Consider the following 20,065-nt stretch of genomic DNA (forward strand, 5'->3'; position numbering starts at 1 on the left):
CCGCTGCTGCGCCGACTGCTGCGTCCGTTGCTGGACCCGTACCGACGCTATCGCAACGCCAAACTGATTCACGCGGTGCGGGTCTCGCTCGGATTGCTGGCGACAATCCTGCTGACTACCGGCATCCATTTGCCCCATGGCGAATGGGCGTCGGTGACGATGCTGGTGGTGATCGGTGGCTTGCAGCACCACGGCAATATCGGCAAAAAAGCCGCCGAGCGCGCCATTGGTACCTTGATCGGGGCGGGTGTCGGTCTGGCCCTGGTCGCGCAACAGGCCTGGCTCGGCATGCCGTGGCTGACTTATTTCGCCATGTCGGTGGTGTGCGGGTTTTTTTCTTATCACGCCATTGGCAAGGGTGGTTACACGGCATTGCTAGCCGCCATCACCGTGTTTATCGTCGCGGGACATGGCGACAATGCGGTCACTGCTGGCCTGTGGCGCGGGGTGGACATTTTGATCGGGATTGCGCTGGCACTGGCGTTTTCCTTCGCGCTGCCGCTGTATGCGGTGTTTTCCTGGCGCTACAACCTTGCCGATGCGCTACGTGATTGCGCGACAATCTACGGACGTATCATCAATGGTGAACCGGTCAGCGATGATGAGCACCTCAAACTCATGGGGCGCCTGAACACCGTGATGGTGCAATTGCGCTCGCTGATGCCGTCAGTGTCCAAGGAAGTGAAAATCTCCATGACCGAACTGGATGCGATTCAGCGCAATTTGCGGATGTGCGTCAGCACTCTGGAAATCCTCGGCAACACCCGCCCGGATGCTAGCGACCCGTATGCCATAGCGCATTTGCAAGCCGCGATGACCGCGGAACATCGGCAAATCCGCGTGCAACTGAGAGGGATGGCGCGGGCCTTGAAAACCGGCGCTTCGCAACGACTGAGCCGGCCCGTCGACCTGCCGGCTGCATCAAGTCTCGAATCACCGGTCTACACCCCGCTGGACGGCTATCGGTTGTTGACCCGCCAGTTCGCCGCCAATATCAGCGAGATGCGCCAGCGACTGGCCAAGACCGCGCCGCTCTGGAACATCTGACGCTTACTGTGCCGCCAACTTGCGCGATTTGATGCCCCAGCCTTGTTGCATCCCCGCGGCAGCCAGCAGAATCGCCGCTACGCCGAGCCATTGCAGCGGTTCCAGGCGATGACCGAAGGCAAACCAGTCGACAAAAATCGCCGCTATCGGGTAGATGAACGACAACGCCCCGGTGAGTGCCGTCGGCAGTTTTTGGATCGCGCCATACAACAGCACATACATCACGCCAGTGTGGACAATGCCCAGCGTCACCAGACTGGCCCAGGCACTCGGCGCTTGCGGCAGGGCAGAAAAGTGCGCGAACGGCGCAAGCATCAGCACCCCGGTGCAGACCTGGATCAATGCGATCAGATGCGGCGGCGTACCGGTCAGACGCTTGATGATCAGCGCGGCAATCGCATAAAGGAAGGCCGCGCCCAGTGCCAGGCCGATCCCCATCAGGTAATCATTGCCGCTCTCGCCCTGCCCCCCATGGGCACTGACAATCGCCAACATCCCGAGAAACGAAATGCCCAGCCAAAACAGCTTCTGCAAGGTGATTTTTTCGTCGAGGAACAACGCGGCCAGGCCGACCAACATGAACGGCTGAACGTTGTACACCGCCGTACCAATGGCGATCGAGGCGCGCGAATACGACGCAAACAACAGCACCCAGTTGCCGACAATTGCCACGCCACTGATGACTGCCAGCAGAAACGTGGTACGAGTCAAAATATCAGGACGCAAAAAGCCGAAGGCCGCGCAAATCAGCAGCAAGGTGCCGGACCCGAACAAGCAGCGCCAGAACACCACGTCCAGCACCGGTTGCCCGGATACCAGCACGAACCAGCCGATCGTCCCGGAGATCAGCATGGCGGCGGTCATTTCAAATGAACCGCGACGTATTGATTTGTCCATCTTCAGACTCCTGTGTTTGAGCGCAAAGTATGCCAATTCGCGCAGGGGCTTCTCCAGCGCAAAAATCAGGCTAAACTCGGTTTTTGCCTTTTTATTCAAGGCGGGTTTAATCAATTGCCTTACTGGGAGGGCGCCATGACCGACGACATCGACCAAGTGCTGATCAGCGCCTTGATGGAAGACTCGAGGCGCTCGCTCAAGGCGCTGGCACACCTCAGCGGCTTGTCCTCGCCCAGTGTCGCCGAGCGACTGCGTCGCCTCGAAGAGCGGGGTGTGCTCAAAGGCTACACCGTGGAAATCGACCCAAAATGCTTCGGTTATCAACTCCAGGCCATCGTGCGGATTCGCCCGTTGCCTGGTCAGTTACAGGAAGTGGAGCGACAGATTCAGGCCATCCCCGAATTCACCGAGTGCGACAAAGTCACGGGCGACGACTGCTTCATCGCACGCCTGCACGTGCGGTCCATGGAACAATTGGACACCCTCCTCGATCGCCTCAATACCCACGCAGAAACCAACACGGCGATCGTCAAGAAGACCCCGGTCAAACGCCGGTTGCCACCGATGGCGTGAGTGATGTTTGTTGGCCAATGGCGTAGATTGAGGTTTTTCCGGCGAAGGATTGGCGGTATGAAAACTCAGGCAATGCTATTGGCGGCGCTGATGCTGGCGGGCTGTGGCACGATTCAAACAGTGGTGCGCGGCGACAAAGTGGCGGCTGAAAGCCTCAAGGAACAGAAGAGCTATTGTGGTGCAGTTCCGCGAATCTACAGCGGTGTGAGCTATGATTTTTGCAGTTTGAATGCACCGCTGAAAAAAGGGCTGGATGCACAAGACCACACCGATGCTCCAGCCATCGTGCTGATCGACGTGGTCATGTCCGGCGCACTCGACACCTTGTTGCTGCCCTACACCATCTACCGTCAACAGGCCGATGGCAGCATAGTCATTGACTGAAAGACCTGAATGTCAGGATCGAGTAGGAGGCAGGGTTGCCCCCGCCGTCCTCTCACATACATGGACGCCCCCAGTTTGCCGAGCTTTCAATTCGTGACAACACAGACGGGGTTGAGATTGCAGCCATACATCCGGACTTTATATGAGGCTCTGCCTCTGTCCCTGATGGAATCTGCGGTCGTGGGACAGCAGCGCCCAGGCAATCCGGGCATTCTTGTTGGCCTACGCGATGACTGCCACATTCGTGTTGCGACGCGCCAACAAACCCTTCAGCCAATCCGATGAGGGGTCGGTTTTAACTTCGGCGTAACGAACCACCGCTCGCGCACCATGAACCAGCAATGTGCGCAAATAGCTATCTCCTCGCTTGCTGATACCTAACAGCGTGGACTTGCCTCCGCTCGAATGCTGTCGCGGTACTAATCCCAACCATGCCGCCATCTGCCGACCGTTGGCAAAACTCTTCGCATCACCTACCGAAGCGACCAGAGCGCTTGCGGTGATCGGTCCAATACCCGGTATTTCTGCAAGCTTGCAACTGGCCTCATTCCCTCGATGCCATTGTTGAATTTCCCGTTCAAGTTGACCCACCTGCCGGTCCAACTCCTTCAGATGATCGCCCAGGCGCTGCATCAACTGCCGGAATGAACCGGGCAGACCGTTTTCGCCATCTTCCAGGATGCCTGGCAAACGCTCGGCGATATGCCCGATCCCTTGCGCGATGACAATGCCGAACTCACCGAGCAGCCCACGAATTGCGTTAGCTTGCGCAGTACGAGCCTTCACAAAACCCTGCCGCGCCCGATGCATGGCCAATATCCCTTGTTGCTCTGTCGTCTTGATCGGCACGAAGCGCATATTGGGTCGAGCGACCGCTTCACAAATGGCCTCTGCATCGGCTACGTCGTTCTTGTTCGTTTTCACATAGGGCTTAACAAATTGTGGAGCCATCAACTTGACCGTATGTCCAAATGCTTGCAGCTTTCTTGCCCAGTGATGGGCACTTCCGCAAGCCTCCATACCGATCAAGCACGGCGCCAATACTGCAAAGAAAGGGGCAAGCTGGTCACGTTTGAGCTGCTTCTTCAGTACTGGTTTCCCTCGCTCGTCAACTCCGTGTACTTGAAACACGTTTTTTGCCAAATCGATACCAACAGTCGTAAGCTTCATGAGGACGCTCCCTTCCGTTAAGTGCTATTAACACTTTCACTTTGGCACATCGATGCCGTTAGGACAGGGGGCGTCCATTCCATTACCACCGTACATACGGTTCCGTATACGGCGGTTCCTGCCTACTGACATACAACGTCAGCGAGCTTGATTCCGTTGATGTGTCGCCTGCGGTATCTAAGCGCCCAGACCGGCCCTCGGAGCTTCCGGCTCCTACCTCCTGATGGTCTCGACCCCGCTACGCGGAGTTTCTGCTTTACGCTCCAACAGAGATCACACCCGACTATCCACTCATGACAGGTTCAGCCCTTCATTACTCCGGTTTCGAGCAACTACTACGGCCTATGCTGACTTCTGTCGCCCATCCCGCCATCTCGCGACGCCGGTAGCACTTGGCAGGCTAAACAGATCTCCCAGGGTAATTCGCGCGACCTTCCTGCTTATGCCTGTCGGATCTACGTCACAGCGTTCCGTGCAAGTATTGGGCTTTGAAGATATTGGCCTTCTTACCCCGCTGCACCGCCTAATCCGCTTCCTGTTCGTCAGGCCAGCATTTTGCCTCGGGCTTCCTTCAGATTCGCAGTCACCCGCGACACCCTTGCCTCTGGCTAAAACTCCCCTTGCCGGGTGTGTAGAGGACTTTCACCTCCAAGTCACCAGCGAGGCCACCACAGCCAAGCTGGTTGCGCTTGCGCGCAACGCGCCATGCCTGGCGCACCCAATAAAAAAAACCCGCCTGAGCGGGTTTTTTACTTAAGGCCTTCGATTAATCATCGCGGCTCATGATGCCAAACAGCTGCAACAAGCTGATGAACAGGTTGTAGATCGATACATACAGGCTAATGGTCGCCATGATGTAGTTGCGCTCGCCGCCCTGAATGATGGCGCTGGTCTGGTACAGAATGCAGACCGAGGAGAACAGCACGAAACCTGCGCTGATCGCCAGTTGCAGGCCGCTGATCTGGAAGAAGAAGCTCGCCAGCGTCGCACCCAGCAGCACGAAGAAGCCTGCGGTGATGAAACCACCCAGGAAGCTCATGTCCTTACGGGTAATCAGCACGTAAGCCGACAGACCACCGAACACCAGCGCCGTCATCGCGAACGCCGAACTGACCACTTCAGCGCCGCCCTGCATTCCCAGGTAACGGTTGAGGATCGGGCCAAGCAGGAAACCCATGAAACCGGTCAGGGCAAAAGCAGAAACCAGGCCCCAGGCAGAATCACGGAGTTTGTTGGTGAGGAAGAAAAGGCCGTAGAAGCCGATCAGCACCACGAACACGTTCGGGTACCCGACGCGCATCTGCTGAGCGACAAACGCCATCACGCCGCTGAATGCAAGGGTGAGAGCGAGCAAGCCGTATGTGTTGCGCAGGACGCGGCTAACCTCTAGCTGCTCAGCCTGCACGCTGTTATTAACTGCGTAATCCTGTTCGCGCATAGCGACACTCCTGTTGGTTTGAAACGTTCAGTCGCAAAGATCATAACAGACGCTCTGTAACAAGCTACGCAGAGAGTTTGACAGTGTGTTTCATTCAGGTATTATGGCGCCCGCAACACAAACGGAGGTGTGGCCGAGTGGTTTAAGGCAACGGTCTTGAAAACCGTCGACTGTAACAGGTCCATGAGTTCGAATCCCATCGCCTCCGCCACCTTTTATACGAAAAAGCCCTGATTTTTCAGGGCTTTTTCGTTTCTGGGGTTTGGGGCGATCTCCCCCACTGGTCATGTGTTCCAGAACTATTTTGGAAGCGTTCCAGAACTAGACCCGCTTTTCCCCTTCTACGGCGTCCTGCCGATCATGAAACACGCCCTCTGTAACTAAATGCTACGCTGACGTCTCCAAGGAGGATTCGTGATGCCAAACTCAGACTTGCTCCCTTCCCTGCTGTTCAAGATCAACGAAACCAACTTGCGCTCGAAGCTGCGATCATGGAGCTGACGCTTTGGGTTGAGCAAAGAGGATCAGCGGAGGTAGCCGGCAACGTTCGCGGCGCCTTGCAAACGATCGACAGGAACGAAGAATTTATCAAAATGAGCCTCGCAGTACTCATGACGCCGGAGTGAGCACGCAAGCGCAGCAATCGGCCGACTCTGTTGAAAAAGTCGGTTCTTCCAGACTGCCCGCATACTGACCGCTGAAAACGCCTTTTTTGCACGCTGCTGCACGAAATCTGAACATGGAATCCTCTGTTCAAAGTAAAGATTTCAACCTCAAACGCATACTTTTCTGCGCGTAAACCACAGCCGACTTTTTCAACAGAATCGGCCAATAGCAGTCAACCTGTATGTTTACGCAATATGCGAGTTCTCCTTGGCTTCAGCTGTCACAAAGGTTCAAACCCGTACGCACACGCCGATCAATTGACAATTCGAAGATGTCAGGTCGCAGATAGTGCCCCGTCACATCGAGATCATGGTGCTGTGCGTCGATCTGCGAGAGGTCAATTTTGGCTAAAACAATGCCAGGTTCGCCAAAGAGCGGCGCCGTCACCCATGAACCGTCAGGCGCAATGACCGCCGAACCGCCATTGAACAAAAGCCCCTTTTCCGGAGCGTCCTGTCCCACACCACGTCGATATGCAGCCAGCAGGTCTGCGGGGATGTCATCTGTCGAAAGGTATTGGCCGGCGCACAAAACGAAGCATCGCCCCTCGAATGCGTACGACCTTGCAGCGATATGGTGCATTTCCGGCATATCCGGCCAAGCGGCCACATGTATCTGCTCGTCTTGAGCATGCAGTGCTTGACGTGCGAGAGGATGCCAATGCTCCCAGCAGACCAATCCACCCACGCGACCAGCCGGGGTGTCGACTACGCGCAGTCCGGACGCATCCCCACAGGCCCATACCGTTCGCTCGGTATGCGTGGGCGTTAGCTTGCGGTGCACGTTCAAAACCTGTCCGGCAGGGCCGATTGTGACCAGTGAATTGTAAAGCGAACCAGCGTGCGGACGGGATCGCTCGTTCATCCCCATCACGACGGTCACCCTATGCTCCCGGGCAGCCTCACGAAGTATGGCCAGGTCATCATCCATCTGATCGGGTAGACCAATGACTGGGCTGTCCGCAAGCAATTTTGCGTACCAAGCCTTGGCGATTGCATCGTCCCATCCGGCCATCCCGAACACCCATGCGGGATAGCAACTCAGCCATGTTTCGGGAAACACGACAAGTTCTGCACCCAATGAGGCCGCTTCGGCAATATGGACAGCAGCCCGTCGCAGGGACTCTGGTACATCGAGTACGGCTGCCGGCTTCTGCACGATGGCGACAGTTTTTTCGGTCTGACTTGTCATTGCAAATCCTTAAGAGTTCGGAGTTGTGGCTGCTTTACGACGCTTTCCAGCGCCCCGTTTGAGGGGCGTGAAAAAGCATTTGAAAGGGTTGTAAACGAACCCGCTGGCTTTATTCGATGGCACCTTCGAGCGCGAGCTGGCTCTGGTGCCGCGCCGTTGTCTCAGCCGAACGCTCGACCGTTCTCGCCAGCAGGTAATACAGGCCACCGCCGACAAGTAAGCCGGGCACGAAGGCAATGTCAGCCCCACCCAGGGCCTGTGCCGCGGGCCCCACGAAAAACGGGATCGAGAAGAATGGAATCATCGCTACGAATCCGGCGAAGTACGCCAACACCCCACGCCATGCCCAGCGGCCATACACGCCCTGAGGATTGAAAATATCGGCGATTGCATATTCGCCTTTGCGAATGGCGTAGAAGTCCACAAGGTTGACCGCCGTCCAGGGGATCAGGAAATACAGCATCAGCAGCACGAAGCCGTTGAAGCTGCCCAGGTAGGCTTCTGGAATCGCCAGGGCGATCACCAGCGACGCTGTGCCCACCAACAGCAGCCCCATCACTCGTAGCCTGATAGTCGGCCGCACGGGTTTAAAGCCATCCAGGGCACTGACACCGGTGAGCATCGCTCCGTAGCAGTTGATCCCAGTCACCGATAGCTGGGCAATAGCACCGACCAGCACGACGATGGTCCCGAAGCCGTGGAAAAAGTAATCACCGACCTGCACCAGTGAAACAATGCCATCGGAACCGGGAATGAAGCTGGCCAGAACGGCGCCGAGCGACATCAACCACACGGCGGAGGCGGCGGCGCCTAAGTAGGTCCAGAAGATCAGTTTCGGGCTTGATGAATCATCGGGCAGGTAACGGGAGTAATCCGAGACGTAGACGGAATAGCTGATGTTGTAACCCGCAGCGAGCGACAACTGCACCAGGAACGCGGTCATGTTCCACCCGCCTGTCGGCATCACGCCACTGGCGGCGGGCAGTGCTGTCAGCGCCATCACAGTCACGATGCCAAAAACCGCGATCAGCAGGTAAGTCAGCCAACGCTGGACAAAATGCAGTAGATCATAGCCCACCACGGCAATGAAAATGCTCAGCGCAATGAGCAGTGGGTACCAGAACCACTTCGATCCTGGGAATACCAATTGCAATGCCTGCGTTACCAGAATGATCCCGAACACGATGAAGCCGACATAGACAAAGATGGTTGCGGCAAAGGGCACGATGGCGCCTCGACTACCAAACTGTGCCCGTGATTGGATCATCTGCGGTAAACCAAGCTTTGGTCCCTGATTGGCGTGCAACGCCATGAACACCGTGCCGAAACACGCTCCGATGGCCACCGCCAGAACACTCCAAAGAATGCCAAGGCCCATGCTCGGCCCGATGAAGCCCACCATCATGGTGAGAAAGACAAAATTGCCGGTGAACCAGAACGGACCTTGATGCCATACCTTCCCGTGCCTTTCCGCACGCGGAACATAATCGATGGAGCGGACCTCGATGGTCGGTCTGGCTTGTCCCGACTTAAGCTGAGTTGCCATATAGCACTCCGTTACAAGTTAATTTTTATTTTTGAGGGTTTAACGTGTACGTGACCTTCGGCTAACGCTGCCCGGCACTGGATTCAGTATTGGTATAAAGGGATCGGGGGTAAATTCCACAACGCAGAACCTGACTTTCGTAAAAACGAAAGTGAGAAACCGAGCCCGCTCTGTACGTTACAAAACGCGCTGCCAGCCCAGCATTCAAGGTGTCATGATCGATCAGTCCGCGTTGCGGCGGATAACCCATAACCTGATATTGCTGATATAAAGCGCGCCGCTTTGGGAGCGGAAACTTTCTGATCTGAGGGGACCCTCATGCTGACCAATCTCTCCGACGTTGATCTGCGCATGCTGCGCATCTTCTGCTCTATCGTCGATGCAGGTGGCTTCACAGCAGCGCAAGTGCGCTTGAACACCAGTTTGTCGCGCCTGAGCGTGTTGGTACGGGATCTGGAAGTGCGCCTGGGCTTCACGCTTTGCTTGCGAGGCAAGGGTGGTTTCCAGTTAACCGAGCAAGGGGCGCAGACCTATGCGGCTGCGCAGGAGTTGTATGCGGACATTGACCGTTTTCGCCAGCGCGTCGCCATGCTCAACGAGCATTTTCCTGAATTTTTGCAGATTGGCAGCGTCGATAACCTGCTCACCCTCGACGTTGCACCTTTACCTATGGCAATCACTCTTTTTCGCAAAAAATCACCGGAAACCCGGATCGATCTGCAAATAATGCGCGCAGATGAACTGGAACAAGCTGTTCTTGAGGGACGCCTGAACTTGGCCATTGGCTGCTTCAACCATCAGCTTTCAGGGTTGCACTATCAAGCGCTTTTCGAGGAAGAGCAGAACCTCTACTGCGGAAAAGGACATCCGTTCTTTTCGCGCTCGGACGATAGCTTGAGTGATGATGAAATCTGCGCAGCGGACTACGTCAATCGTGGCTATATGCTGGAAAGCCGCAGACCGCACAACTTGCATTTCGGTAATTCGGTCAGCGCATTCTCCATGGAAGCTATCGCGATGCTGGTGTGCTCCGGGACATGTATCGGTTATCTACCGACGCACTATGCCAATATCTGGGTCAGTCGCGGGTTGCTACGCCCTATTTTGTCCACCAGGCTGGCCTATAGCGCGGCGTTTCACTGCATTACTCGTCAGGGACAAATGCCGAAAGGCGCATCAGAGCAGTTCCTTCACGCGCTATTTACCGCCCAACAAAAACTGAAATTTGAAGTGGAGTCGATTCCATAGCACTGGTCGGAGGAATCAAGCGCATCGACGTTTTGGCCGATGACTGCTTGTCACGACTGACCGGTTTGGGTCGATTCTGTTGAAAAAGTCGGTTCTTCCAGACTGCCCGCATACTGACCGCAGAAAACGCCTTTTTTGCGCGCTGCTGCATGGAATCCCCACTTTTGGCAGAGGCTTCCGGACTCGGATTTCACGTAGCAGCGTGCAAAAAAGGCGTTTTCACCAGTCAATGATCAGGCAGTTTGGGCAGACCGACTTTTTCAACAGAATCGGCCAAAAGCGGACATCCTTTTAGCGCGCCCAGACTCAGACTATAGTGTCGACGCCAAAAAACCGTTTCGAAAAAGTCTCTCGGCAAACTGAAAGGATTCGTATGAAGCAGAAAACTATTTTCAATATTCTCGCGTGCACCACCTTCACATTCATGGCCGGCGCATATGCCGATGAGACTTCGACCAAGCCAGGTGCAACGCCAGTGACGGTTGATAACTTCGTGAGGGCTGAGTCAGACCTGTACATCGGTTCACTGGCAAAACAAGGTGGCCTCGGCAAGCTACTTCATCGTCGTGAAGCGGCCGACATTGGGCATCAGACTGTTATACGGCTCAATCGAGACACGCTCTACACCTCAGGGGTTTTCGACCTCGATGCTGGCCCAGTGACAATTACTTTACCCGACCCCGGTAAGCGCTTCATGGCGCTGCAAATCATCAGCGAGGACCACTACACCCCGAATGTATTCTACGGCGCTGGTACGCACACCCTGACCCGCGAAAACGTTGGCACCCGTTATGTGGTCACCGCCATCCGTACGCTGGTTGACCCTAATAACCCGGATGATGTCAAACAAGTTCACGCGTTACAGGACGCTGTCAGCGTAAGCCAAAAGAATCCCGGCACGCTGGAGCTACCATTATGGGATGCCGCCAGCCAGAAGAAAGTCCGCGATGCACTGCTGGTGTTGTCTTCAACTATTCCCGACTTCAAGAAGGCGTTTGGCACTCAGGCCGAGGTTGATCCCGTACGCCACTTGTTGGGTTCTGCTGCCGCCTGGGGCGGTAACCCGGACAAGGACGCGACCTACCTGAACGTAACTCCGGCCAACAACGATGGGAAAACCGTGTATCGCCTCACTGTGAAAGATGTTCCTGTCGATGGCTTTTGGTCCGTTAGTCTCTACAACGCTGAAGGATACTTTGAAAAGAACGCTGCCAATGCGTACACGCTGAACAATCTAACGTCGAAAAAATCCGATGACGGTTCGATCACGGTTCAGTTCGGTGGGTGTAACTCGCAGACCGCCAATTGCCTGCCGACCATGAAAGGCTGGAATTATACCGTGCGATTGTATCGGCCAAAATCGGAAGTTCTCAGCGGCGCGTGGAAGTTCCCCGACGCTAACCCGGTCAACTGAACCCGCCGTTACGACCGGCAGCGAGTGGCCTCCAAGACCCTTTGCTGTCATTCCCGAAGGGCAGCTATGGGTCGTTCTCTGCCGGTCATGTCCACGAAGCGTGCTGGTCAAATCCGATGCAAATTACTGTTCAGGTCGAATGCTAATGGGTGGGCAAGTCCGTGCAATTACCCACAAGCCTCGCCGGGACGCTAAAAACGGTCCCAGTCGCTGTTTTCAAACCTCGGCATTAACAATCCAGCGCCCTTTTTTGGCCGCTTTCTGCCGGTCGCGACTGGCTGAAGTCGACCCAAAGCTGACCATCGGCTTTGCGCCCCTGCCGTCAGCCAATGAGGATCGTGCCGATGACAATCACTGCACATGCCAGTATCTTTCGGACAGTCAGTGTCTCCCCCAAGAAAAAATATCCAATCAATGCTGCGAACAACACGCTGGTTTCGCGCAATGCCGATACCGCTCCCATGGGCGCGGCGGACATGGCGTAGATGACGATCCCATAGGCCAGAAGTGAAATCAGACCTCCGATGAAGGCCGTTATGAGCCCGGGTCGGAAGGTAAATAAACTCCTCGTGTCGCGCACGGCGACATACACCAACGGCATCAAGACGCCCCACAAGGCGCACATCCATACCGTGTATGCCATCGGCGCGCCAGACAAGCGGACGCCAATGCCATCCGTCACGCTATAGGCCGCAATGAAACAACCGGTTCCCAGAGCGTAAGGCAGGCTGGGAACGGCTAGTTTGCGTCCACTAAAGGCCAGCGAGATGATGCCGCCTGAGACCAGTAAAATACCGAACATAGCGACTGCCCCGACCGTTTCCCCGGCAAAAACCGAAGCAGCGAGGGTGATCAGGATAGGCGAGGAGCCCCGCGAGATAGGGTAAGTTTGCCCAAGGTCTCCAACTTTATAGCTGCGCACCAGGAACAAGTTGTAGCCAACGTGGAGGACCGCTGAAAGCGCTGCGTAGAACCAGCTGGCTTCGGCCGGAGCCTCCAAAAAAAAGGCTATTGCGACGCTGGCGATGGCTACCGCCACGCACATGATCGTCATCGACCAAAGTCTATCGGCACCACCGCGCAACGCGGCATTCCAGCTGGCATGCAAGAGCGCTGCGAAAAGTATTAGCAAGATGATGTGATAGGGCATGCACCATCCTAGTGGTGATTTATCGGGGGACTAAAGGCGCCTTAGAAATGACCTGATAATTGATTTCGTAGCTTCGCTTGTGTCCAGTTCTTGAAACGTACTCAAGGAATGCTAGGCGCACTCGGTGATCTCGTTTTGAGGTGTGGCGCTGTCGGCATCTGGAACAGAGGCCTCAAAAACATGGTGCCGTGTGCTTCCTGCCTTAAGCTCAAAAATGTACAGGAACTGATCGGCGTTTAGCCCGGTTTCCTCTTGGAGTTCCCGAGCGGCAGCTTCCGCGATAGCTTCGCCAGCTTCTACCTTGCCACCCGGTAAAGACCATTTTGATCTCGGTTTGCGAACGAACAAGATTTCCCTATCTCTCTCGCATATGACAGTTGTTCTGACTCTCATTTTCTGGCCTGAAATACATGTCATTTAATTGAAATAAAAATGCCATTTTTAGCGTGCTTCTCTATGTGTGCAATATAAGAGCCAGCCTAGCTCACAAAAGTGCCTAGGTTGCCGTAGCAATCAGTGGTGTTTATATGTTTGGCGACTGACTGCGTTTGGCCGATAGCAGTCAGTTCAGATCCGACTTTTCCCAAAAGCCGATAAGGCGACCTAGCAGCATCGTTTGCGGATGCTTTGCTGCCGATTACGAAGGGCAGCAATCGACCCATAGCGGGCTGTCAAAGTGACAGCTGACATGCAGGCGACTCACCACAGTGGATGTGCCCCGTGATGGCGTAGGCCATTAGGAGCACAAGAGGCAGCACCCAAAAACAGCGCTTCATGGCGTCGAATCCGATTTAGGAAACTTGAAGTCGGCGAACCGATCAGCCAGATCGGCAATCTTCTTCAAGCCAAGAAAACCGATGAACACACCAGCAGCCGTGGCGAAGTTCTGCGGTAAGCCGAAGTACTCCAGTAGCGGAATCAATCCAATGGTGATCAGCGTGCAAAGCGAAGCCTCAAGCAGCGCCTGTCGCCGGGTGCCGCCGCCGTAAATGATGCGCAAAGCACCGACCACGAATGACAATGCTCCCGCGTAGATCGTCGGCGCATGCTGCCCCAGCCACGCGAGAACGAGCATCCAGGTGTCTGGTTTATCGGGCATGTTTGTCATCCAAATCCCTCCCTTTCGAGAAGCGCAATAGATTGGCTCCAGCAGCACTTTCCAGCTCGAAGCGATGGGCGTGGCGGAGCCAAAAACGAAAAAGCCCGGCGGAGTGGCCGGGCTTGAAATCAGGTACAAAAAAACCGACTCAATGGTCGGTTTTTTGAAAAGCGTCTCGCTGCGTTCACAGCAACACACGCTGCTATGAAAGCAGGTCTATTCCGCGCGGAAAAGGCTTTTCCGCAGTAAAAGCGAAATTTTACCCAACTTGAGCACTCACTGCATGCATGCTCATTCCTAGATGACTTTGTATCAAAATATGTTTACGATCAGCGGATGATGGCATCACTTGGCCACCATATCGATGAGATGGTACCACAAGGAGTTTAGCTTTGAACAAAGTAAGGACTTTCGCAGTTGTAACGCTGTCCGTGGCACTGCTTAACGGCTGTGCGGGCGTGCATAAAGTCGCGGATAAGCTTGACATGAAAACCGGGACTTACATCCCTGCCGAAAAAATGTCGACGTTCGTTAAAGGCAAAACCCGTCAATCCGACGTCGTCGCTTCCATCGGCTATCCTCCGACTCGCAACGAAATCGGGGATAAAGAGATCTGGACTTACCCCTACACGCTCATCACCGCGATCCCGTTCGTGGGCGAGAACAAGTCAGAAAGCACCGTCTTCGAATTCAATAGGTCCGGCGTGCTAACCAACTCTTACAAATCTGGCGGCACTGCTGGACAAAGCGGCAATCCGATGCTGGACGCTGCTGGCATGTAACACCATGGCTTACCATTAGTTTTCTGCGCGATTAAATTGAAAACAAGGATGATTTGTGAACAAAGCAAAAGTTTTAACTGCAGCGGCTCTAACAATCACAATGGCAATGCTTGCGGGCTGTGGTGATAAAAAAATTGACGGCAGCACATCTGAAAGCTTCCAGAAGTCTTCATTATCCATATATGAAAACATTTCCGATGCAACAAAAAAAGGTAAGTTCAGCTATTCCATCGCAATGGGACAAACGCTAGGCATTCATGAAAAAGGAGAAACCTTCGCTCAGTCGGTTAACGGTAAGACCGCCGATGAGGTAATTGCCTATGTAGATAAGGGCATTCAGGAAAAAACCACACTTCGATATTGATCTCGATCAGACAACTTCCGCGGTTAATTATCCCGTTATACATCAGAGGATTTAGCCGCGGATGCAGAAAGGCAGACCGTATCGTCTGAGTGCTTTCCAAATGAAAAGGAACTAAAAATGCTACATAAAAATTCACTTGCCCTGGCGATTACTTTCGCGCTATCCGCGCTCGTACTGACTGGCTGCGGTAAAGAGCCTGAAAATTTCGCTGACAAAGAGGGTAAATCGATCGCTCAGCGTGCGCAGGAAGAGTCCGACAGGAAGCACAAACAATATGAGGAAGAAACCCGGAAAAATATAGAAGACGCTCTGAAAGCCTCTCTCGCCAAGCACGAAGCCAACAGCAACGTGCTGCCTGATTTGCCGGTGGCGAATGAATCATCCTATTTGGACATCCATAAGCCGTGGATGGCTGAAAACCTTTACATAGCCTTCAATGGCTTCAATGAATCAGACGAAACGCTCATCAACTCCTTGAAGGTTTATACCCAGTACGAAGGTTACCCAAAAGGGATCGCCGACCTTTCCAAAAAATACATCTCTGAAAACGATGGCTTTGCCAAGATCGATATAGCCAAAAAGTTTAAAGAGTTGGTTGTTGCTGAGAGCAGTAAGATCAACGGCGTTCGTTACGCTAGGTTCGAAATCAAACCAAAAGATGCCAAAGTCGGGACCTACGACTTCAACCGCAAAGGCTTCAGCTTGAGTCAGGGCTTGTTCACCGACAAGCGTGACCTGACCGAATCCGACGGTAAGGGTATGTCCATCGGCGCCAGCCACCCGCCCATACGCGCATATTACAACGGCGATCCAATTAGCTTGCACTATGGCTTCACCGAAGCAACTGCATTGCAATTTGTTTCAGTTGAAGACCAAAATATTGCTCGCAAAATTGAAGCGGTGCGTACCGAAACCAGCGTAGTCATCTATGGCTACCTGAAAAGCGTCGAACATGCCGATCGTGTCCAAGACACAGATCGCTATCTCAACATCAAGCCCCAGCGAGCTGACTTCGTCTCCCCGGCCGGCGAAGTGCTGTATAGCGTGAAACTGTAATTTCCTGAAAACGAAACTAACTAATTATCCGAAAAGGCCTACGTATACGTAATACCGTACTCTTTAGCGGGGCAGCATTCCGTTTTACCGGATACCGGGCCTTTTAGAACTTTACCGTCCTTGGCCGTGAAGGCCTTGGGCGGCGGTTTAGAAACTGCAAACTGGTCAAGATCAAGAGTTAGCTTTGCCAGTCGTTCAGGGATAAGCCGGTCAGATAGCCACTAGGGAAACTCTGAAAAAGACTTCCAAGTCTGCTGAAATACGCCTGTCCCACGAACTGAACGGTTGAGCCCCGATGAAGCAAATATGCTTCGCCGATGCCGAATACGCTGGCAAACGCAAGCAAACCCGCCGCTAGCGCTTCCTGATTGAGATGGATCAGGTCGTGCCCTGGAAAGGTCTGGTTACGTTGATCGAACCGTATTATCCGAAGGGTGAAGGCGGTCGTCCGGCGTATCCGTTGATGGCCATGCTGCGGGTTCATCTGATGCAGAACTGGTTTGGCTACAGCGACCCGGCGATGGAAGAATCCCTCTACGAAACCACGATTCTGCGCCAGTTTGCCGGGCTGCATCTGGATCGGATTCCGGATGAAACCACGATCCTCAACTTCCGCCGCCTGCTGGAAAAACATGAATTGGCTGCCGGGATTTTGCAGGTCATCAATGGCTATCTGGGCGACCGTGGTTTGCTGCTACGCCAGGGGACGGTGGTCGATGCAACGATCATTCATGCGCCGAGTTCGACCACGAACAAGGACGGTAAACGTGATCCAGAAATGCACCAGACGACGAAAGGAAATCAATATTTCTTCGGGATGAAAGCGCATATCGGAGTCGATGCCGAATCCGGTTTGGTGCACAGCCTGGTGGGCACGGCGGCGAATGTGGAGGACGTGACCCAGGTCGATCAGTTACGGCATGGAGCGGAAACTTACGTCTCTGGCGATGCCGGTTACACCGGCGTGGACAAGCGTCCGGAACATCAAGATCGCCAGATGATCTGGTCAATTGCCGCACGGCCCAGCACGTATAAGAAGCACGGCAAGCAGAGTTTGATCGCTCAGGTGCGTCGCAAAATCGAATACGCAAAGGCCCAGATGCGAGCCAAGGTCGAACATCCGTTCCGGGTGATCAAGCGCCAGTTTGGCTATACGAAAGTGCGCTATCGCGGGCTGATAAAAAATACCGCGCAACAGACCACGCTGTTTGCCCTGTCAAACCTGTGGATGATGCGAAAACGGCTGTTGGTTGCGGGAGAGGTGCGTCTGTGATGCGCGAAATGCGCGGAGAAAAGGCGCGGCTCAAGGAAAAACAATGAATTAAGAAGAGCCAAAGTCTGATTTCAGGCCGTCGATTTTTTGAACTCCAAATGGTTGGAGTATCAAAAAATCGCTGGGTACTTCAGACCTTCCTAAGCGACTTTAAATATCGGTTGGTCTTGAAAACCGTCGACTGCAACAGGTCCATGAGTTCAAATCCCATCGCCTCCGCCATCTTTATACGACAAAGCCCTTATTTTTCAGGGCTTTGTCGTTTCTGGGGTTTGGCTTTTCCTGCCGCCACTTCTCTGATTGTTTCCGCATTTTTGACCATTTCCGCATCCCACCCCACATCTCCGGGACCCATCCTGGGTTGTCTGACTTTTTCCAGGTCGCTCTGCCGATCTACAAGCCCACGCATTCTCTCAATTTTCGCGGCCACGCTGAAAAAATCACCATGAAGGTCTTCCGATCCTCAACTCTGACCTACTCCCTTCCCTGCTGCTCAACCCTTCTGGCTCAACAAAAAAATGGCATTACTATGAATACCTACATGAGGAAGCTGATCCTGTGTGTTTTCGCATGAGCTTTGGTGAGGTGGCGGAGAACATCTCACATTGCCAACATACCCTCGCTCAAAAAAAACTTAGATGCTATTGAAATGCCATCATCGGCATGTTTCAATCATTTTTTTGTACTAAAGGTTATGCAGTTGCGGGCACATTAATCATTTTTCTGCTACTAGGCCATACCGCTAAGTCGCGGCGCTCGCGCTGTGGCAGATGCGTTTAGTAGCTTCATTTGACGTGTATACCGTAGTGCGTTCCATGTCCGACTCACGCTAGTGGCATGCTCAAGTTCTATTGAGATTCACTTCAAAAAAACACTGAATGCGGTGTGAAATTTCATAGGGAGTGGTAAATGAAAGGCAAGGTTCTCGAGTTTGATTCAACGAGCCGTAGTGGTGTCATCTCAGGCGATGATGGTAACCGTTACACATTTTCCGTCGCACAGTGGAAAAGCACAATTCTACCTAAAGCGGGTAGCCGTGTGGACTTCTCCGCTGAGAATGGAGCGGCTGAGGCGATTTATCTGGAGAGTGTGTCGCTGACCGGAAACTCTAAAAAGATACCCGCCTTATTGCTCGCATTCTTTCTCGGCGCATTTGGAGCCCACAAGTTTTATCTGGGCTACACCTCTCAGGCAGTGATCATGCTGCTGGTCTTCCTGTTTGGATGGATTTTGCTCGGCATTCCTTCCTTCATTATCGGGATCATAGCATTTGTTGAATTTATTATTTATTTGACTAAGTCCGAAGAGGACTTTGAGCAAACTTATGTTGTCGGAAAAAAAGGCTGGTTCTAATCCGTGAAATAACACTTGCATGAAAATGCCAGCGCATGGAATAAACTCAGCTTACATAATTAACACCCGCCAAGGCGGGTGTTTTTTCTTCAGATTTTTACCACTTTAACTACAAAGAAAAACCTTTTATTTTCGGGATATTTCCTGTTTTTTAAAGTCAAAACTACCTTTTTCGGAAAGCAGTAAAGAGCAAAAATGTCACCAGAACTAGCGCATACAACAACGGATAGCGTGAGCTGAATCACCTGGTTTTCGTAGACTGATTTGAACGTCAGCAATGGGTCCAGGGGTGTGTGAAAACGCCTGCGATTGCCTAATCTTCTGATCGCCTAGATCGTGGCGGGGACGATCATGAACTGCCAAAAAGCGGTCATCCCCCCCTCCGGAACAATCATTGTGATCCCCCGCAGAACCAGTCACCAGTGCCTGCACCGATCGGGCATTGGTGCGCTTTGTCACGCCCGGGATTGATACGTTTTTTTTCATTAATGTTGCAGATGGATTTTTTTTGTGTCATTTATAGCCTCGCCGATCACAGGACTGATCCACCGCGCCAACCCGGATGGCGGGCACCCGTTTCCCCCGAATGCCCTCCAAGGAGTCAACAATATGAACAAGACAGAACTTCTAGGTGCTCTGGCGCTTTGCGCTTTCAGCTTCCTGGCACAGGCCGACGAAGACAGCCTGCGTATCGGTATCGAGGCCGCCTACCCGCCCTTCTCCTTCAAAACACCCGAGGGCAAAGTCAGCGGCTTCGATTACGACATCGGCAACGCCTTGTGCGAAGAAATGAAGGTCAAGTGCGAGTGGGTCATTCAGGAGTTCGACGGCATGATCCCGTCACTCAAAGTGCGCAAGATCGATGCCGTGCTGTCGTCGATGTCGATCACCGAAGACCGAATGAAGTCCGTGGACTTCAGCAAAAAGTACTACCACACACCGGGCAAGTTCGCGATGAAGGCCGGCAACGTGATCAACGACCCGTTGGTGGACCTCAAGGACAAAAAAGTCGGCGTGCAACGCTCCTCGACTTACGATCGTTTTGCCACCGAGCAACTGGAAAAAGCCGGTGTCGTCGTGGTGCGTTACGGATCACAGAATGAAGCTTTCCTCGACCTGGCCTCGGGCCGTCTGGACGCCACCCTCGCCGACATCGTCAACACCGATGAGAGCTTTATCAAGACACCCGCCGGCCAGGGCTTCGCACTGACAGGGCCTGATATCAATGACCCGAAATACTTTGGTCGAGGCGCCGGGATCGCCGTGCGAAAAGGCGACAGTGCCAACGTTGCGCGCTTGAGTGCCGCGATTGACGCCATTCGCGCCAACGGCAAGTACCAGCAAGTGATGGCCAAGTACTTCGCGTTCGATATCTACGGCGAGTAAGCCCTACCCATAGCCCTGGCGCCGGCCC

The 20,065-nt window shown here is 53.7% G+C and carries 17 protein-coding genes, 1 tRNA gene and 3 pseudogenes; 13 read left to right on the plus strand and 8 right to left on the minus strand.

Annotation, left to right across the window (positions count from 1 at the left end):
• The first annotated feature begins 3 nt into the window (after window positions 1–3).
• Window positions 4–1,047 carry an FUSC family protein gene (locus tag AC3ISI_RS15155; protein ID WP_489337722.1) on the plus strand — a complete coding sequence of 348 codons (1,044 nt, stop codon included), beginning with the start codon at window positions 4–6 and terminating at the stop codon, window positions 1,045–1,047.
• Window positions 1,048–1,050: 3 nt separating this feature from the next.
• On the opposite strand, the gene AC3ISI_RS15160 is transcribed toward AC3ISI_RS15155, so the two are convergent.
• On the minus strand, window positions 1,051–1,944 hold the full coding sequence (locus AC3ISI_RS15160; RefSeq protein ID WP_489332652.1) for a DMT family transporter: 894 nt from the start codon (window positions 1,942–1,944) through the stop codon (window positions 1,051–1,053).
• A gap of 135 nt (window positions 1,945–2,079) precedes the next feature.
• Here AC3ISI_RS15160 and AC3ISI_RS15165 point away from each other — a divergent pair, with 135 nt between their 5' ends.
• Both AC3ISI_RS15165 and AC3ISI_RS15170 read left to right on the plus strand, forming a co-directional pair.
• Window positions 2,080–2,517 (plus strand): Lrp/AsnC family transcriptional regulator, encoded by a 438-nt coding sequence (locus AC3ISI_RS15165; RefSeq protein ID WP_059182827.1) that lies wholly within the window; start codon window positions 2,080–2,082, stop codon window positions 2,515–2,517.
• A gap of 57 nt (window positions 2,518–2,574) precedes the next feature.
• Window positions 2,575–2,901: a YceK/YidQ family lipoprotein gene (locus tag AC3ISI_RS15170; protein ID WP_489332653.1), complete on the plus strand. Its 327-nt coding sequence runs from the start codon at window positions 2,575–2,577 to the stop codon at window positions 2,899–2,901.
• 138 nt (window positions 2,902–3,039) lie between these two features.
• Here AC3ISI_RS15170 and AC3ISI_RS15175 read toward each other — a convergent pair.
• Window positions 3,040–4,071 (minus strand): annotated as a pseudogene (locus tag AC3ISI_RS15175) (IS110 family RNA-guided transposase).
• 766 nt (window positions 4,072–4,837) lie between these two features.
• A complete protein-coding gene (locus AC3ISI_RS15180; RefSeq protein WP_489332654.1) occupies window positions 4,838–5,509 on the minus strand; it encodes a Bax inhibitor-1/YccA family protein in 672 nt (223 codons plus the stop codon).
• A gap of 123 nt (window positions 5,510–5,632) precedes the next feature.
• Here AC3ISI_RS15180 and AC3ISI_RS15185 point away from each other — a divergent pair.
• Together AC3ISI_RS15185 and AC3ISI_RS15190 are read left to right on the plus strand one after the other, a co-directional pair.
• Window positions 5,633–5,720 (plus strand) — tRNA-Ser (locus AC3ISI_RS15185).
• 206 nt (window positions 5,721–5,926) lie between these two features.
• Window positions 5,927–6,135, plus strand: a pseudogene (locus tag AC3ISI_RS15190) (hypothetical protein).
• 253 nt (window positions 6,136–6,388) lie between these two features.
• On the opposite strand, the gene AC3ISI_RS15195 reads toward AC3ISI_RS15190, so the two are convergent.
• Window positions 6,389–7,366 (minus strand): carbon-nitrogen hydrolase family protein, encoded by a 978-nt coding sequence (locus AC3ISI_RS15195; protein WP_489332655.1) that lies wholly within the window; start codon window positions 7,364–7,366, stop codon window positions 6,389–6,391.
• Between the two features lie 109 nt (window positions 7,367–7,475).
• Entirely contained in the window at window positions 7,476–8,912 is a 1,437-nt protein-coding gene (locus AC3ISI_RS15200) for a purine-cytosine permease family protein (protein ID WP_489332656.1), read from the minus strand.
• A 318-nt stretch (window positions 8,913–9,230) separates the two neighbouring features.
• Here AC3ISI_RS15200 and AC3ISI_RS15205 point away from each other — a divergent pair, with 318 nt between their 5' ends.
• The gene (locus AC3ISI_RS15205) at window positions 9,231–10,160 is read left to right on the plus strand and encodes a LysR family transcriptional regulator (protein WP_489332657.1); all 930 of its coding nucleotides are present in this window, start codon (window positions 9,231–9,233) and stop codon (window positions 10,158–10,160) included.
• Window positions 10,161–10,533: 373 nt separating this feature from the next.
• On the plus strand, window positions 10,534–11,574 hold the full coding sequence (locus AC3ISI_RS15210; protein ID WP_489332658.1) for a DUF1214 domain-containing protein: 1,041 nt from the start codon (window positions 10,534–10,536) through the stop codon (window positions 11,572–11,574).
• A gap of 322 nt (window positions 11,575–11,896) precedes the next feature.
• Here AC3ISI_RS15210 and AC3ISI_RS15215 read toward each other — a convergent pair whose 3' ends face one another.
• The 3 genes and pseudogenes from AC3ISI_RS15215 to AC3ISI_RS15225 all read right to left on the minus strand — a co-directional run bounded on the left by AC3ISI_RS15215 (window position 11,897) and on the right by AC3ISI_RS15225 (window position 13,832).
• On the minus strand, window positions 11,897–12,724 hold the full coding sequence (locus AC3ISI_RS15215; RefSeq protein ID WP_489332659.1) for an EamA family transporter: 828 nt from the start codon (window positions 12,722–12,724) through the stop codon (window positions 11,897–11,899).
• A gap of 30 nt (window positions 12,725–12,754) precedes the next feature.
• A pseudogene (locus tag AC3ISI_RS15220) lies at window positions 12,755–13,117 on the minus strand (NUDIX domain-containing protein).
• A 379-nt stretch (window positions 13,118–13,496) separates the two neighbouring features.
• Window positions 13,497–13,832, minus strand: a complete 336-nt coding sequence (locus AC3ISI_RS15225) for a phage holin, lambda family (RefSeq protein ID WP_489332660.1) — start codon at window positions 13,830–13,832, stop codon at window positions 13,497–13,499.
• Between the two features lie 383 nt (window positions 13,833–14,215).
• On the opposite strand from AC3ISI_RS15225, the gene AC3ISI_RS15230 reads away from it, so the two are divergent.
• The 6 genes from AC3ISI_RS15230 to AC3ISI_RS15255 all read left to right on the plus strand — a co-directional run bounded on the left by AC3ISI_RS15230 (window position 14,216) and on the right by AC3ISI_RS15255 (window position 20,037).
• On the plus strand, window positions 14,216–14,605 hold the full coding sequence (locus AC3ISI_RS15230) for a hypothetical protein (protein ID WP_489332661.1): 390 nt from the start codon (window positions 14,216–14,218) through the stop codon (window positions 14,603–14,605).
• Between the two features lie 55 nt (window positions 14,606–14,660).
• Window positions 14,661–14,969, plus strand: a complete 309-nt coding sequence (locus AC3ISI_RS15235) for a hypothetical protein (RefSeq protein ID WP_489332662.1) — start codon at window positions 14,661–14,663, stop codon at window positions 14,967–14,969.
• A gap of 117 nt (window positions 14,970–15,086) precedes the next feature.
• Entirely contained in the window at window positions 15,087–16,025 is a 939-nt protein-coding gene (locus AC3ISI_RS15240) for a hypothetical protein (RefSeq protein ID WP_489332663.1), read from the plus strand.
• A gap of 364 nt (window positions 16,026–16,389) precedes the next feature.
• Window positions 16,390–17,298 carry an IS5 family transposase gene (locus AC3ISI_RS15245; RefSeq protein ID WP_489337723.1) on the plus strand — a complete coding sequence of 303 codons (909 nt, stop codon included), beginning with the start codon at window positions 16,390–16,392 and terminating at the stop codon, window positions 17,296–17,298.
• Between the two features lie 909 nt (window positions 17,299–18,207).
• A complete protein-coding gene (locus tag AC3ISI_RS15250; RefSeq protein WP_489332664.1) occupies window positions 18,208–18,651 on the plus strand; it encodes a TM2 domain-containing protein in 444 nt (147 codons plus the stop codon).
• A 609-nt stretch (window positions 18,652–19,260) separates the two neighbouring features.
• Entirely contained in the window at window positions 19,261–20,037 is a 777-nt protein-coding gene (locus AC3ISI_RS15255) for an ABC transporter substrate-binding protein (RefSeq protein WP_489332665.1), read from the plus strand.
• Window positions 20,038–20,065 lie beyond the last annotated feature (28 nt).

The sequence above is a fragment of the Pseudomonas sp. GL_139_B genome (assembly GCF_057834475.1).